We start from the raw sequence: 15,255 nt of genomic DNA, 5'->3' as shown, positions 1-15,255 counted from the left end.
TTTTAATTTGTGCTTTTACTTATTCTTTGTTGCATTTGTAGTAGCGTTTTCTTCAACATAGGCACTTTTTTATAGTCACAGTGGCCAATACCTCTCTCCCAAGTAAAAACCGCATCAGACTTTGGTTCTTCTTGTTTTTCGAGCATATTTTGGTACAGGTTCATTGCATTATTCAAATAGAAGTTGTCCATGTCCCCCATCCAAATATGTAATTTACCGGCCAATTTGGGTCCCAAAGTCGCCCAGTTGTTCTGCGTGTATAAACGCAGATCATAGTCCTCCCAGGCTTTTGCAACCTCCTTATCAATTTCACCAGTAACAGGATCCCATATTACCGAGGGTTGTCCATTTTGTTTTTTTGGTCCAAAAACAGCATTCCACCCGCCCCACTGGCCACCGCTAAATGCAAATGAATCCTCTCGACCAATGACGTTCTCCATCATTATTTCGCGTTGAATACTAAAAATAATTTCACCATCCTTAGCTCTATAAGAAGGCCTCTCATTTCCGTGTTCATTTATGAATGCGTTATTGTCGCTATAAATATCCACGAGCTGGAAATACTTAAAATCGACGCCATCCGCACTAAATGACCACGCTCCATTGAACTGCTCAGGATAAAACAGCTGTAAGGCTAAACTCACCCAACCACCGGTTGAACACCCTGTTGTAAAACGTGAATTACCGTCATCAACTAGCTTATATTTTGCAGTTAAGTAGGGGAGCAACTCCACCATATTTGCCTCGCCATAAGGCCCATTGTTTTGTGAGTCGATTTGATAGCTATCACCTAATGGAGCCTCTCCATCTAAAAAAATCATGACCATTTGTGGTGCGTCATCGCTAAACCAGAACGCTTTAAAAGCGTCGTTCTCATATAAATTTTTCGCACGCGTATATCGAGCGTGATAACCACCAATATCAAAGACCACAGGAAACTTATGGGATGGATTGTCATAATAGGTTTTTGGCAAAATAACGCCAACTCTCAGAAACATCTCATTTTGCCAAAAGTCAGATAACAGCTGGCTTGGTACTTTATCAAACTTAAGAAATTGCGCTTCTTTAGGTAATGACTCTTTTGCAATCTGCTTTTCTAAATTCAACGTTAGTGCAATATCGCTGTTGCCATCAAGATCCAACTCAACGACATTTGAATAAAAATTTAAAGGTGAATTTATTCTGGAGTCTAAAAAATCAGTGTCGTAAATCGCCTGCACATACCATTTATTACTCGGTATTTGAGCCATTTTTTTATATGGAAACCCGATAAAATCGTGGGTAAAGCTATGTGTTTCATTGACTTTAAATCCGCTGATATCTTTTGCAAAAAGAGGTTCGACATTACTAGTGGGCCAAGCACTATAAAAGCGAGGCTCTTCCTCAGCAGAAGGAGAGAAAACCAGATAAAGTCGCCCTTCAGATGGGATCGACTGCGTACTTGTCACATCAACTTTAGTATTTTGGCCGTTAGCATTTATGTTTATATTGGCGTTAGCGTTAGAAAAACCTAAAGCCAATAGTAAAATAACGCACATCGATGGTAGTTTTTTCATATAAATCCCTGTTCCATTATCCGTTTACCTCAAACAATCAAAAAATTGATGCTATTGCTGCAGCCCGTCAACAAACACCATACCCGCTGTCGGCATGTTATTTTGTGTCGTGCCGTTATTACAGTTTATTCCACATTATACGTAAACAAAATATAATAATCTCTCACATGAGTTATAGTTTACATTATTCGACGATAACTATTCAGTCACAATAGAGAAACAAATGCCTACATCAAACCTAGAAAGCTACAGCACAATCGCAATAAGTATTGCCGATGAAATTGCGCATATACAGTTATGCCGTCCACAGGAAATGAATAGCATGATTACTGCTTTTTGGACTGAGCTTCCAGAAGCAGTTAGATATATAGATGAACATGCATTGGCGCGCGTGATTGTGATTTCCTCTCAGGGTAAACACTTTAGTGCGGGCATGGATTTATCTGTTTTTCAAAATATGAGCGCTAGCTTTAATGGCGAACCCGCCAGACGAGCAGAAGCGTTTAGGCGCCACGTATTGAAGTTACAAGACGCATTTAATGCGCTAGAACAAGTTAGGATGCCTGTTTTGGTTGCTGTTCAAGGCGGTGTTATTGGAGGCGCAGTCGATATGATAAGCGCTTGTGACAGTCGTTACTGTACCCAAGATGCGTTTTTTTGTATCAAAGAAACTGAAATTGGAATGACCGCCGATGTGGGCACATTACAGCGTCTTCCCCACCTTATTGCACAAGGTTTAGTCAGAGAGCTTGCTTATACTGGTAGAAATATGATGAGCCAAGAAGCACAGTCTAGTGGCTTGGTAAATCATGTGTATGCTGACCAAGAAACAATGTTGAGGGCAGTAATGAAAATTGCAAAAACGATTGCAGGACACTCACCAATGGCCGTGGCTGGTTGCAAGGAGATGATCAACTACACCAGAGACCATAATGTTGCGGATAGCTTAAATTACATGGCGACTTGGCAAAGCGGTATGCTACAAATGCCAGACGTAATGGAGGCCATGAGCGCAGGACAACAAAAACGTCAACCAATGTTCGAGAACCTGTTGCCTAAAACCGTTGATTAATGAAGGCAAATACCATTAAGCCTAATGTTATCGCCATACCAATTGAACCGACTGTTAATAATGGCTTACGACCCAATTTATCAGCTAAAACACCAGCAAAAAGAGCACCGATGCCACAACCTAAGAGCATACTCGCTATATTGAACCCGCCGTACAAATCAGATGTGTTAAAAGCAGCCGCTAAACCGTCATATGTGCCGTTTATAACGCCACTATCGAAACCAAATAAAAAGCCACCAATAGTTGCTGCGCAAATAACTAAAACAATATACAGCATGTTTTCATTTGCTTGATCCGAACTCATTTCTTCCCCTTCATTAATAAATTTATCCACTATTTACCGCCCATGGATATTTATAATGGCATTATTATATTAACGGGGAACAAATATTGTGTCTAAGACTCATTTGAATTGTCACACTCAAAAATAGATGAAAGTAACCGAGGTGACGGGTCTTATTCGGATGTATTAGGAAAGAAATCGCAATAAATGCATTGGTTTTAAAAGCTAAGCTTTTAAAAATAGAATTGTCGAATAAGCAAGCCATGAGTCAGTCAATTATTAAGTAGCTTACATTATGTTGTCATTCACATAGCACCTAATAAGACCGACTCATTGCTTAAATACATTCGAACTTTAGCAGATTAATTTAAAAATGAGCTCTTGCACCCAATATAAATGAACGACCTTGCACCGGTGTCAAATCTTTTAAGAAGGACGTATGCACTCGTGCTTCTTCATCTGCCAAATTACGCCCCTTTAAATAAAAGGTAACGTCGGTATTATTAAAAGAGGTGACATAACTAACATCAAGATCGACTAAGGTATAGCCTTTAGTTTCGCTTTCAAATTCAGCCACTCTGTCTTGAGTAAAGTACCTATGAAGTGATAAACCAGCTTGCCAGTCTCCGACAACGTAGTTAGCACTTACACCAAGTCTCGATGGCGGTGTTCTTGGAAGATACTGACTCCCACCCAAGTTTTTATCGAGCTTGGTACGCACTAAATCACCCTGAGCTTGCAGTTGTAATGATGCTGTGGCTTGCCAATTAATTTCTGCTTCAAAGCCATATAAATCGACGTCGAGGGCAGTAAAAAGAAATACCGGCATTTCATCTTCGTGGCCTTCGTGCTCGTCAGCCATGACATCTTCTCCCAGATCTGAAGCAATATCGTCATGTCCCTCTTCAACAACGAAACCAGAATCTGCAGAGAAATAGTAATCATCTACTTGATTATAAAATGCATTTACAACAAAACCAAATTCACCGCTAAACTTTCGGAGTGAGATATCCACATTATTTGATTTTTCCACTGCCAAATCTCGTCCATTAAAAACCACATCGCCATCTTCGGTAATATCATAAAAGGCACCAACTTCGTATGTGCTGGTCCCAATATGCGGGCCAAAACTGTATATTTCCGCGCTAGATGGTGCACGTTGAGCGTGCACGTAAGACAATCCTAAGTTATAACCTTCGGTAAAATCCCAAACCGCACCAATTGATGCACTTAACGGTGTAAAAGAAACACTGCTCGACTGACTTGCGTCCAGCAGACTGGCGTGACCGTCCTCATCATGATGTTCCATTTCACCGTGTTCTGCTGCAGAGTGAATTGCTTCAAACTCAGTTTCACCGATTTGAATTGTAGGCACATCAATTTCTACTTGTTCAATTCTTGCACCCAATTGAAACAAAACGTTACCGAAGTGCTGTTCCTCTATTATACCAACGCCAAAACTATTGGTTTTTGAAGGAGGTGTAAATGCCTCTTCACCAACCGCTTCAAAATCACTCGCTTTGTAATGAAAACTTAGGCCTCCTCGCCATCCAGCTAAAGGCTGATGGATCACTTCAACACGAGCCTCATGTGATTTGTTCTCAAAAACAGTCCCTATTTCTCCATTTTCAATTTCGGCATGCTTATAGTCAGTGAAAGCAAAACCAGTATTAATGGCACTGATAAAGTCTGTACTTAATTGGTGTTTGCTTGAAATTTGGTAGCGATTTTGCTGTAAATCACCTTGAACGACCTCTTCGCCAAGTCCTTCATCAGAGTCTTCACCGTGTTCTTCGCCGTGTTCTTCACCGTGTTCTTCACCGTGAGCATGTCCAGGAATACCATAAAAGCTAGACATGTGCTCTACAGAGAAACCAATATATCCATTATCTAATAAATAACTTGCGCCAAAGGTAATTCCTTTGGTTCTGCTGGAGGAGTTTTCAACCACACCTTTACGCTCGCCTTCGTGCTCTTCATGTTCTTCATGTTCTGCACCTAGGTCATCATCATGCTCCTCATCGGAGTGAGTGTCTGGATTCTCAGCATAACCTGGGATCCGATAATCGTCGGCATCACGATAATAGCCTTGCAGGTTAAACGCAAGATTACCCTCGCCGCCTTTAATAAAGCCTGAAAAAGCTTCTTCGCTATTATTTGTATTGCGATCTGTCGATACACGTCCTTCCCAATCGTTATTGTCAGGAATACGTTGATCAACCACGTTGACAACGCCACCAATCGCGCCGCTACCGTAAAACAGGGTCGCAGGACCGCGCAGCACCTCAATCTGTGTTGCTGTTGAGGCGTCCGTAGCAACTATATGATCGGGACCAACGCGAGATGCATCTCCTGAATCCAAGCCATTTTGTGTCACTAATACTCGGGGACCGTCAAGTCCTCTGATAATTGGCGAACTGGCAACTGAACCATAAAAAGTAGAATGTACACCGACTTCGTTTTTCAGAGTATCACCTAGCGTCGATGCTTGTTTTCTGCGCAACTCGTCACCCGCCAAAACGCTAACAGGGGCTGCCGACTCAATTGTCGAAGCATGAAAAGCACTTGCCGTGACGTCAAAGATTTCAATACTCGAATTGGCAACTACAATTTCAATATCAAATAGGCCTGACTCAGGAACTGTCAATTCTGTTTTTGAATGGATGTGCCTTGAGCTTGCAACATGGATTTCCATATTTCCGGGCCTTACATTCTCGAAAATGAAACGTCCATCTGACTGAATAGAAGCCGTTTTATTAGTCCCCATAATTTGCACACTGCCATTGATTAGGGGTTTTCCCGCCTTGTCGAGAACAAGACCACTTAGCGTTTGTGCTTGAATTGAAATAGCAAAAGTAGATAAAATAGAGATTGACAGCAGAGTGAGCGGTTTAGGTAAGCATTTCACAGTTGATGATCCGTAATAGAAGTGATTTAGATATTTAATAAGATGTTATACTATAACATTTTGAGTGTAAAGTTATAATCTAACATTAATTAAACCGCTTAATTAGCTAGGAATTAACAGCTTATTGGTTAGTGGTTAGTGGTTAATAAAAAGTGAGGCGTCCTTTTATGGGAATAAAGTAGCCTTTTAAGCAATTGGACTTTACGTATTTCTGAGCCTGATTGTGCACCTAAGTTTCGCTAAACTAAATGCTTTTAGGAGTCCTTGGTCTAAAATCAGCACTAACAACCGTATTTCGCCCCATCGCTTTAGCTTCGTATAAACAAGCGTCAGTAGTTTCCAGTAGGGCTTTACTATCAAGACTACCACCATCGTTAGAGCTTGTTGTTACTCCAACGCTAATCGTCAGTGTTCTATTAATGTTTGATTTAATATGCGGGATTGCTAAATCTTCTATTTTTTGACGCACTTTTTCAGCAAGCAAGGCCCCCTCTTTTTCACTAGAGTCGGTAAGTAATATGACAAACTCTTCTCCACCATAACGGGCAACTAAATCTAAAGGCCGAGTGACCCCTTGCTCAAGTGCTCGTGCCACTTGCTGCAGGACAACATCACCTTGTGCATGACCATAATAGTCATTGTATTGTTTGAAAAAATCAATATCCAATAAGATAAGGCAAATCCTGCGTTTACTGCGCACGGCATATTTGCAGGCTTCAAAATAGCGTTTATCAAATGAACGTCGGTTTGGAATACCGGTTAAACCATCAATCCATGCCAGTTGCTCAAGCGCAGCCGTTTTTTGTACTAATTCAATTTGATTGCGAATACGCACTTTAATAAGCGGCACTAAAAAAGGTTTGCGGAAATAGTCAATGGCACCTAACTCTAGTCCTTTGAGTTCATCTTCTGGTAGGCTTTGTGCCGTCACAAAAATAATAGGAATATGCGATGTTTGCTTGTTATTTTTTAGTGCTTTACAGACCTCGTAACCGCTGATGTCGGGCAAAATGATGTCAAGTAGAATAAGGCATGGACGGGATTCTAAAGCCACTTTGATCGCTTGCTCACCGCTCATAGCTGCAAGAATATTATATTGGTCACTCAATGCATTATCTAAGATTTGAATATTGATACGTTCATCGTCGACAATAAGGATTGTGGCTCGTCGTTTTACCATATAAGTCCTACCTCATTATATTATGGCTAATTAATCTGTCGTTGGGCTGTGCATAAATATATGTTAGCTTAGAAATCCTCAATTCATTGGGTTATAAATCAAGTAATTGACATCAATCGCGCATCGACTAGTGCTCAAAAAACACTCACATTATACCATCAATTGAGTAAGTTACCAGTTCAAAGCTCTTTCTCAGCGAATTCCGCTAGACGACTCCTAACCACCCCGTCTAAATTAAAAGTCGCACTGCCTGAAAAGTTTTTAAACTTCTCCACGATATAGGTGAGACCAGAGGTTACCGCACTTAAATAATTACTATCAATTTGCGCCAAGTTACCCCCGCAAATTAATTTCGTGCCTTCACCGCAGCGGGTAATAATGGTTTTTAGTTGTGATGCGGTTAAATTTTGAGATTCATCCAAAATGACGATAGCATTTTGAATACTGCGTCCACGCATAAAGTTAACCGATTTGAACTGTATGTTGGCCTTTTCCATGATATAGCTCATAGAGCCTTTAGTATTTTCATCGTTTTTATGCAGCACTTCTAATGAATCAGTTATCGCAGCTAACCAAGGCGCCATTTTTTCCTCCTCGGTACCCGGCAGAAAACCAATTGATTCGGCGATTTCTGGTGTTGAGCGCGTTACAATAATTTTGTCATACATATTTTTTTCAATGACCATCTCCAATGCCGCGGCTAGTGCGAGTAATGTTTTACCGCTCCCGGCTGGGCCAGTTAGAATACACAAATCGATATGTGGGTCGAGCAATGAATGCAGGGCCATAGCTTGCCCAATATTTTTCGGCGATATGCCCCAAGCACGCCGAGACATAAGACGCTCATAGCCCAAGTCTAGTACTTCTAATGAATTGCTAGTAATTGATTCCACTATACCGGCAAATTGTCGAGTTTCATCAATCAGGAATTCGTTAATATAAGCTTCAGGCAAAACACTTCTTGGAATATTGTGAATAGTGTCTCGCCCTTCAGTGTGACTCTCAACAAGTTGCACCTTCTCCCAAAAGTTACCCTCGAATACATGATAACCCTTGCATAAATATTTAATATCACTGATGAGTTGGTCCCTGCGGTAATCCTCAACCAAGCCCATTCCGGCGCCCTTCGCTTTCAGACGCATATTAATGTCTTTGGTCACTAAAATGACTTGTCTAGGCGCCAATTTTACCTGCAAATGCAAGGCAACATTGATAATCCTGTTGTCGTTTTCATTACTAGTAAAAATCTGTTGGTTATCCGGCATCAACAAATCTGCAAATATCGACAGTGCACCTGTAGGTCCGTTTTCTCCAGCACCTAGCCCAGACATGCTAACCCCCGCGAGCATTTGCTCAGGCGTTGCATCGTGCAGCAAATCCTCCATCGCTCTAATTGACACTCTCGCATCGCGCGCAACATCTTTGTTACTATCCTTGATGTAATCCAATTCTTCCAACACAGTCATGGGCACGACAACGTCATTTTCTTTAAAAGACGTGAAGGCAAGCGGTTCATGCAAAAGAATATTGGTATCCAGCACATACAATTTAGTATTGGAAATTGACACGACATTAGCGTCAGTTTGATCATTCGAGTTAACAGGTGTAATTTGTGTTTGTTGTGGCATCAGCGACTCCAATAATACTAAGAAACAGCCTGAGTTCGTTGCCTCAGAGGTAAGAAAATAATGTTTCTGCGTAGCCGGTGTGAGTGCGTTAATGCGGCCACACAGTGTGCATTAGCGTCAGCAAGCATTGACAACAAAACCACCTTAAATGAGTTTGCTACAATTATCACGACCTTTTTTAAGCTAATTTGAACAGATAGCTGACAGTGGCGCCGAGTATCAGTACAATACGCACCCAGTTTATTTTTCACATTGGATTTTGTTTATGTATGCAGCACAAGAGTTTACCGTTGGCCAGCGTTGGTTAAGCAATACAGAAGCTGATTTAGGCTTGGGTGTTGTCATTGCAACCGACAACCGTACGATAGACATGCTCTTTCCTGCAGTTAAAGAGGACCGTACTTATGCGATCGCTCAGGCACCTATTACTCGTCTAATTTTAAGCGAGGGCGAGCTAGCCCTTCATAGCGATGGGTGGGACTTAAAAATCACCAGTGTCACCTCACAAGACGGCCTTTATATTTATTCTGGTATGCGCTCGGACAATGGTGAACAGGCCTCCATCATTGAAGTAGCACTGGATTGCAACGTCAAACTAAATCAACCTGAAAAACGCTTGTTTAGCGGTCAGCTTGATTCACCTAAATGGTTTGATCTTCGCCACGAATGCCTGCAAAAACAATACGAACATGCAACTTCTGGTGCCGTTGGTTTAGTTGGCGCTCGTGTCGAACTTATACCGCACCAATTACATATTGCAAATGAAGTAGGTAGCCGTTTTGCGCCACGCGTATTGTTAGCAGATGAAGTAGGCTTGGGTAAAACGATTGAAGCTGGATTAATTTTGCACCAGCAATTGCTCACAGGCAAAGCCAAACGTGTGCTCATTATAGTACCTTCGAGCTTAGTGCATCAGTGGTTAGTTGAAATGCTACGCCGGGTTAGCTTGCCCTTCTCAATATTTGATGAAGAGCGCATGGAAGCGATGGCTGAAAGTGGCGACAATCCTTTTGAGCAAGAACAACTGGTGCTATGCAGCATCGACTTTATCAAACAAGAGAAAGTACTGGAAAAAGCAACCGACGTCGATTGGGACATCTTAGTTGTTGATGAAGCCCATCATTTGCAATGGTCATCGGAGCATGTTTCAGAGGAATACAGTGCAATTGAACAACTTTGTAAAATAAGCAAAGGTGTTCTGCTATTGACCGCTACACCAGACCAACTCGGCCATGAAAGTCACTTTGCACGTTTACGTTTGCTAGATCCAGCACGATTTTACGATTATCAACAGTTTCTTGAGGAGGAAACCCACTATGGCGAACTAGCTGAAGCGGTGGCCCCTCTTATTGATAATGCACATATGAACCAAGCGCAAATTGACAAGCTAAATGCGGTGGTTAAAGATGAAGAAATAACGGATGCCATGTTGGCAAGTGGCGAACAACGACATGCCCTGCTAACTAAACTCATTGACCAACACGGTACTGGTCGTTTGTTATTTAGAAATAGTCGAGCTAGCATAAAAGGTTTCCCCGACAGGATTGCCCTGCCGGCGCCATTAAAGTTGCCAAAAGAATATGCAGTATCGTTGTCGTTGGAGGAGGATGTTGTACTCAGTCTGCACCCTGAGCGAGCCCCCTTGGTAAACGACAACTGGACTAAATATGATCCACGTGTGACCTGGTTGGTTGATTTACTAGAAACCAATAAAGGTGAAAAGGTGTTGGTTATTTGTGCTTATGCATCAACTGCGCTGCAATTAGCTGAATATTTACGTCAAAAAACCGCGATCAGGCATACTGTTTTTCATGAAGGAATGAGTATTATTGAACGCGATAAAGCCGCGCATTTCTTTGCCACTAACGAACAAGGTGCGCAAGTTTTGTTGTGTAGCGAAATTGGCAGTGAAGGCCGCAACTTTCAGTTTTCACGTCACTTGGTTTTATTTGACTTACCAATGGTGCCAGATTTGTTGGAACAACGGATTGGCCGCCTTGACCGAATTGGACAGAAATTCGATATTAATCTACATATCCCTTACTTTGAAAATACCGCACAAGAAGTATTGTTTGATTGGTATCAGGATGGATTAGGTGCGTTCGAATCTACCTGTCCCGTTGGCAGCGATGTATTTAAGCAATTACAATCTGACTTAATGTCGGCACTCAAAAATCCCGAAGACACTGAGCTAAAACTAGATATCATTGGCCAAACCACAGCACTAACAAAAGACCTTAAACAGAAAATAGAAAAGGGCAGAGACAAACTTCTCGAATTAAACGCCTCTGGTTTTGGTCGAATTGATGATTTACTAGACAAAATTATTGCTGCTGAAAACCCAGTTGGCTTACTCAATTTTATGAGCAGATTGTTTGACGCCTTGGGCGTAACTCAAGAAGAAAAGGACGACCACAGTTATATTCTTCGTCCAACTGAACAATTAATACATCAAATTCCAGGCTTAACGGAAGACGGCTTAGAAGTGACTTATCAACGCAATAGTGCGACTAAATTTGAGCAGCTGCAGTTTCTTAGCTGGGACAGTGAAATAGTGAGTCATTGTTTAGAATCAGTCACCACAGATGTTTTGGGTAAAAGTAGTATTGCGTTTACAAAAGATCCGACCCAGCCTACCGGTGCATTTTGGATAGAGACAACGAGTGTTTTATCTGCCAGCGCCGAAGCGAGTTTGCAATTGTATCGATTCTTACCACCGACACCTGTGCGCCTTTGTCTTGATGCTAAAAGCCAACCTGTAGAAGTTGAATTTGAGCAATTATTTAAAGTGAAACGCAAAATTGCACTGCAACTGCTGCAAGCGCTTGCAGACCCAATTACCGGGGGTGTTGAGGCAAGTCTAAAATTAGCTCATGCCGACTTGGCTGAGCAGCAATCAGTTGCACTAAATGCAATGCAATCTGAACTGAGTGGTGAAATTGAGCGATTACGTTCTCTACAAAAAACCAATCCTTCTATTCGAAATGAAGAAATCGACTTTATTGAAGTGCAAAAAACGACTCTCACCAATATTATAGGCAATGCTGAACCTTATCTAGATAGTCTGCGCATTGTTGTAAATAACCCATAAAATGACACTATCGCACTATTCGCCGCCTACGCATCCTTACCTCGAGATATTATATCGCGATGAGGATGTCTTGGTGTTAGATAAACCTGCCGGGCTACTTACAGTGCCCGGTAAATCGACAGACCTTAGAGATTCATTGCAAGTTCGGGTACAGCGGGTGTTCCCGACAGCTACTATTGTGCATCGCCTAGATATGGCCACGTCAGGTATTCTGATGATGGCACTAAATAAACCAGCGCACGTGCACTTGTCTCGCCAGTTTGAGAACCGTCAAACAGAAAAAATTTATTTTGCCCGCGTGTTTGGTCATGTTGAGGGTGAGTCTGGTAACATTGATTTACCACTGATATGCGACTGGCCGAATAGACCGAAGCAAATGGTAGACCATGAAAGGGGGAAACCTTCACAAACCCATTGGCACGTTGTGCAGCGTGACCGCAATTCAACGTTAATGGAACTGACTCCAATTACAGGGCGGTCGCATCAACTACGAGTTCATATGTTGGCATTAGGCCATCCAATTTTAGGTGATCGATTGTATGCACATCAAGCAGCCCGAGCTAAAAATCCACGTCTTTGCTTACATGCACAAATGCATGAATTCTCGCATCCTGTTAGTGGTGTGAAATTGCGATTCGAATCGCCGCATTCATTTCAAAAAGAGTTATAGATAAGTAAAATAAATACTTAGCCCTTATTCGCAAATTTGCTCTCCCTTATGGCACTACAGTTACAAATAAGTAACAGATTTATAACAAAAAAGTCTTTTTAGTATTGCTTAGCCTATAAAATACGTTTATTCTAAATTAATCACGCAACATCGATTTAACATGCGTGAAACGTTAACTAGGATATCAAAAAAATGAGTCAGCGGTGATATAGGGTTGAATGAACCATGAGGTTACGACCGGTAACTTTTATGTACTTAATCTTATACTCAAATAAAATAACAATTCCTCCGTAATATGATGAGAACACAAATGAGTCAATACTTACCGAAACAGTTTAAAACCAAACCCTTAGCGTTGCTTGTAGCTATGTCGCTGGGTTTTATGTCTAACAGTGCATTGGCTCAAGAAGAAGCTGATGCCGAAGAAGAATTTGAAACAATTGTCATCACAGCATCAAAACGCTCAACAGGATTACAAGAAACGCCAATAGCGGTGACTGTTGCTAGTGCAAAAGATATTCTGCAAACCAAAGTCTTGGATATGGGTGATTTACAAAGCCTAGTACCAACTTTGCGTGTAACGCCACTGCAGCGCTCAACCAATACTAACTTTTCTATTCGCGGTTTCGGCAACGGCACCAACAACACAGGTATTGAGCCCTCAGTTGGTGTTTTCATAGACGGTGTTTACCGCTCAAGAGCTGCAGCTCAAATTGGTGATTTACCACGCTTACAACAAATAGAAATATTAAGTGGCCCGCAAAGCACTTTGTTTGGTAAAAATGCCTCCGCTGGTGTTATTAACGTTCGAACTCAAGCGCCATCATTTAATCTTGAAGGTAAAATTGAAGCGACACTAGGTAACTATAACCAACAGATTTTAAAAGGTTTTGTGACCAATGCAATTACCGACGACCTTGCGTTTAGTTTGTCTGGTGGCATGAACACACGCGATGGTTATACCAAAAGCGTCGTGGGCTTAGGTGACATCAATGATAGAGACCGTTGGAATCTACGAGGTCAATTCTTATATGAACCAACTGAAGATGTTACTTTCCGCTTTATCGCAGATTACAGTGAAATAGATGAGTCTTGCTGCACCGTGGCCGATGTTATCAATGGTCCAACAACCGCAGCAGTTCAAGCTCTTGGCGGTGTTGTATTAGATGCGGCAGAACCATTTGGGTTTGAATCAGCACTGAATATCGACCCTACTAACAAAATTGAAGATGGCGGCATTTCCTTACAAATAGATGTAGATTATGACACTTTTGCCTTTACCTCAATAACGGCAATGCGTAACAACAAATCAAAGTACCTAAGTGATGTGGACTATACATCCTTGGATATTTTGACCGAAGAAGGGCATACCGATATAGATACCTTCACCCAAGAGTTTCGTTTGACTTCAACTGGCGACAACGCGTTTGATTGGATGGTGGGCGGTTTCTACTTCAATGAAACTGTGGATACTGGCGATACTTTGTTTTACGGAACAGGGACGCGGAATTTCTTTAATGTACTCGGTTTTGGCGCTTTATTTCCCGGTGTAGAGGGGATTTATGGCTTAGCACCAAATAGTTTCTTTGCCGCCGATCAATATATTAATAGCGAATTTATGCAGGACAACGAGTCTTATTCTTTATTCGTTAGCCTTGATTACGACCTAAGTGATGCATTAAGCGCTACCTTAGGCATAAGCTATACCAATGACGAAAAAGAAGTCACCATCGAATCAGATAATACCGAAATATTATCGTCTATCGATTTTACCTCTACGCCAACTATACTTGGTATACCATTGACGCAATTCCCACCCTTAGCTCCATTTGTACCAACGTTACAAAGTGTGCAATTTTTGCCACCACAACTTATATTTCCAAATTCGCTAGAGAGTGGTAAAAGCTCAGACAGCAAAACCACGTGGAGCTTACGTTTAGCTTATGAAGTTAACAAGAACGTGAATGTTTTTGCAACCGCAGCAACTGGCTTTAAAGGTACATCTTGGAACTTATCGCGTGATACACGTCCGTTCCCTGGTGACCAAGCAGCACTTGCAGCAGCTGGTTTGTTGCTGGCTAACCAGAGCTACGGTACTCGCTTCGCTGGTCCTGAAGAATCGGAAGTTTACGAGCTAGGTATTAAAACTAGATTCAGAAATGCAGCCATTAACTTGACTGCGTTCGATCAGACGATAAAGGGGTTCCAGTCAAGTACGTTTGTTGGAACGGGCTTTGTATTAGCAAATGCGGGTCAACAATCGACAAAAGGGGTGGAATTTGATTCAACCTTTAATGTTAGTGATAGCGTTGATATTACTATAGCGGGTATGTTGCTTGATCCAGTCTATGATTCATTTATAGGTGCATCAGGCTTAAATGGCCCGGTAGACTTATCCGGAGAGAAACCGCTGGGTATCTCTGAACGTACTTTAAATGCGGGTATTACGTATAACTTTGAATTTGACAATGGCATGTTCGGTTATATTCGCACAGACTATCAATATGAAAGTGAAGTAGGATTGGTAGCTAACGTACCACCGGAAATAACCCGCGCTGTGAGCACCATAAATGCGAGTGCTGGTTTAACTATGGAAAATGGCGTCAGCTTCCAAATTTATGTGCGTAATTTGAATAACGATGAGTATTACTTATCTGCATTCCCACCACCAATTCAAAGCGGCAGTTTCAATGCTTATCCAAACCAACCTAGATTATTTGGCGCGTCAGTGTCGTATGAGTTCTAAAATAATTAGAGTGTAAAAATAGAGTGTAAAAATCTAAAAACTAAAAGCAGCTCTTGGGCTGCTTTTTTTATCCTTAGATAAATCGGCGATACTTATTAAGCATCTTGTCAACCAAGCCGAT

9 protein-coding genes are annotated in these 15,255 nt (G+C 41.6%); 4 read left to right on the top strand and 5 right to left on the bottom strand.

The annotated features are described in order from the left end of the window. Window positions 1-2: 2 nt before the first annotated feature. Window positions 3-1,556, bottom strand: a complete 1,554-nt coding sequence (locus tag G399_RS0101160; protein WP_006013639.1) for an alpha/beta hydrolase-fold protein — start codon at window positions 1,554-1,556, stop codon at window positions 3-5. Between the two features lie 223 nt (window positions 1,557-1,779). Between G399_RS0101160 and G399_RS0101155 the strand changes: the two genes are divergently transcribed. Continuing rightward, the gene (locus tag G399_RS0101155) at window positions 1,780-2,628 is read left to right on the top strand and encodes a crotonase/enoyl-CoA hydratase family protein (RefSeq protein WP_006013637.1); all 849 of its coding nucleotides are present in this window, start codon (window positions 1,780-1,782) and stop codon (window positions 2,626-2,628) included. Here the strand turns inward: G399_RS0101155 and G399_RS0101150 are convergent. The 4 genes from G399_RS0101150 to G399_RS0101135 all read right to left on the bottom strand — a co-directional run bounded on the left by G399_RS0101150 (window position 2,612) and on the right by G399_RS0101135 (window position 8,627). Continuing rightward, on the bottom strand, window positions 2,612-2,962 hold the full coding sequence (locus G399_RS0101150; protein WP_006013636.1) for an MFS transporter: 351 nt from the start codon (window positions 2,960-2,962) through the stop codon (window positions 2,612-2,614). The two genes, G399_RS0101155 and G399_RS0101150, sit on opposite strands and share 17 nt — an antisense overlap. A gap of 316 nt (window positions 2,963-3,278) precedes the next feature. Further along, window positions 3,279-5,819, bottom strand: coding sequence for a TonB-dependent receptor (locus G399_RS0101145; protein WP_006013633.1), 2,541 nt, complete (start codon window positions 5,817-5,819; stop codon window positions 3,279-3,281). A 244-nt stretch (window positions 5,820-6,063) separates the two neighbouring features. Further along, on the bottom strand, window positions 6,064-6,999 hold the full coding sequence (locus G399_RS0101140) for a diguanylate cyclase (protein ID WP_006013631.1): 936 nt from the start codon (window positions 6,997-6,999) through the stop codon (window positions 6,064-6,066). Window positions 7,000-7,178: 179 nt separating this feature from the next. Continuing rightward, the gene (locus G399_RS0101135) at window positions 7,179-8,627 is read right to left on the bottom strand and encodes a PhoH family protein (protein WP_006013629.1); all 1,449 of its coding nucleotides are present in this window, start codon (window positions 8,625-8,627) and stop codon (window positions 7,179-7,181) included. A gap of 265 nt (window positions 8,628-8,892) precedes the next feature. On the opposite strand from G399_RS0101135, the gene rapA reads away from it, so the two are divergent. The 3 genes from rapA to G399_RS0101115 all read left to right on the top strand — a co-directional run bounded on the left by rapA (window position 8,893) and on the right by G399_RS0101115 (window position 15,134). Then, window positions 8,893-11,718 carry an RNA polymerase-associated protein RapA gene (rapA, locus tag G399_RS0101125; RefSeq protein ID WP_006013626.1) on the top strand — a complete coding sequence of 942 codons (2,826 nt, stop codon included), beginning with the start codon at window positions 8,893-8,895 and terminating at the stop codon, window positions 11,716-11,718. Window position 11,719: 1 nt separating this feature from the next. Next, window positions 11,720-12,388, top strand: coding sequence for an RluA family pseudouridine synthase (locus tag G399_RS0101120; RefSeq protein ID WP_026843339.1), 669 nt, complete (start codon window positions 11,720-11,722; stop codon window positions 12,386-12,388). A gap of 310 nt (window positions 12,389-12,698) precedes the next feature. Next, the gene (locus tag G399_RS0101115) at window positions 12,699-15,134 is read left to right on the top strand and encodes a TonB-dependent receptor (RefSeq protein ID WP_006013622.1); all 2,436 of its coding nucleotides are present in this window, start codon (window positions 12,699-12,701) and stop codon (window positions 15,132-15,134) included. The last annotated feature ends 121 nt before the right edge of the window (window positions 15,135-15,255 follow it).

Source organism: Brumicola pallidula DSM 14239 = ACAM 615 (assembly GCF_000428905.1).
In the GTDB taxonomy this organism is placed as follows: Bacteria; Pseudomonadota; Gammaproteobacteria; order Enterobacterales; family Alteromonadaceae; genus Glaciecola; species Glaciecola pallidula.
The sequence above is the reverse complement of the archived record's forward strand: the minus strand, read 5'-3'. Positions and strand labels throughout refer to the sequence as shown.

Coding starts and splice junctions, on each gene's coding strand:
- G399_RS0101155 (WP_006013637.1), top strand. CDS start 1,780: ATGCCTACATCAAACCTAGAAAGCTACAGCACAATCGCAATAAGTATT.
- G399_RS0101160 (WP_006013639.1), bottom strand. CDS start 1,556: ATGAAAAAACTACCATCGATGTGCGTTATTTTACTATTGGCTTTAGGT.
- G399_RS0101120 (WP_026843339.1), top strand. CDS start 11,720: ATGACACTATCGCACTATTCGCCGCCTACGCATCCTTACCTCGAGATA.
- G399_RS0101135 (WP_006013629.1), bottom strand. CDS start 8,627: ATGCCACAACAAACACAAATTACACCTGTTAACTCGAATGATCAAACT.
- G399_RS0101115 (WP_006013622.1), top strand. CDS start 12,699: ATGAGTCAATACTTACCGAAACAGTTTAAAACCAAACCCTTAGCGTTG.
- G399_RS0101140 (WP_006013631.1), bottom strand. CDS start 6,999: ATGGTAAAACGACGAGCCACAATCCTTATTGTCGACGATGAACGTATC.
- rapA (WP_006013626.1), top strand. CDS start 8,893: ATGTATGCAGCACAAGAGTTTACCGTTGGCCAGCGTTGGTTAAGCAAT.